Consider the following 535-nt stretch of genomic DNA (forward strand, 5'->3'; position numbering starts at 1 on the left):
CAGGCTGCGCAGGAGCACAGCCGCCAGAACTTTATCGTCCTCCGCGACGAGAATTTTCATGGTGGCCTCCTTCGTCGATGCCCTGCCCCACAGCCTACGGAGCTGCACAACCCGGCAACCAAGTGCCGGACAGCGCCTCCGCTTCTATCGCGGAGTTTGCGGCGGCTCGTCTCGCCTCGAGAACCGAGTCGTGTCTGGCCTCGGTCTTTAATCCTCTCAGGGCTCAAGCCGCAAGTGGTCGGACCGGGCCAACAGAGGCGCCTTTCGAGGTCTTGCCGGGCGCGGCTGTGCAATACCAGCGGCTCGGTCTCGAGCCACCTTTGCCGAGATACGGCGCGCCGTGATGATCGCGACATCTCAATGCAACTTGACGTGAGGTTCGGTGCGCCTCGTGATGAGGCGCGCGAGCGTATCGAGCGAGACCTTCATGACGCCGTGCAGTGCCAGTTCGTGCATCTTGTAGAGCGAGATGTACATGATTCGAGCGAACAGCCCTTCGATCATCAAGCTGCCGCCGATCAGGCCGCCCATCATG

General features: G+C 61.9%; 1 pseudogene. It reads right to left on the minus strand.

Annotation, left to right across the window (positions count from 1 at the left end):
• Positions 1-357: 357 nt before the first annotated feature.
• Positions 358-535: pseudogene (locus AC1DTN_RS39050) on the minus strand (NAD(P)/FAD-dependent oxidoreductase); the annotation flags it as partial.

It is taken from the genome of Rhizobium sp. 01T444 (assembly GCF_056398305.1).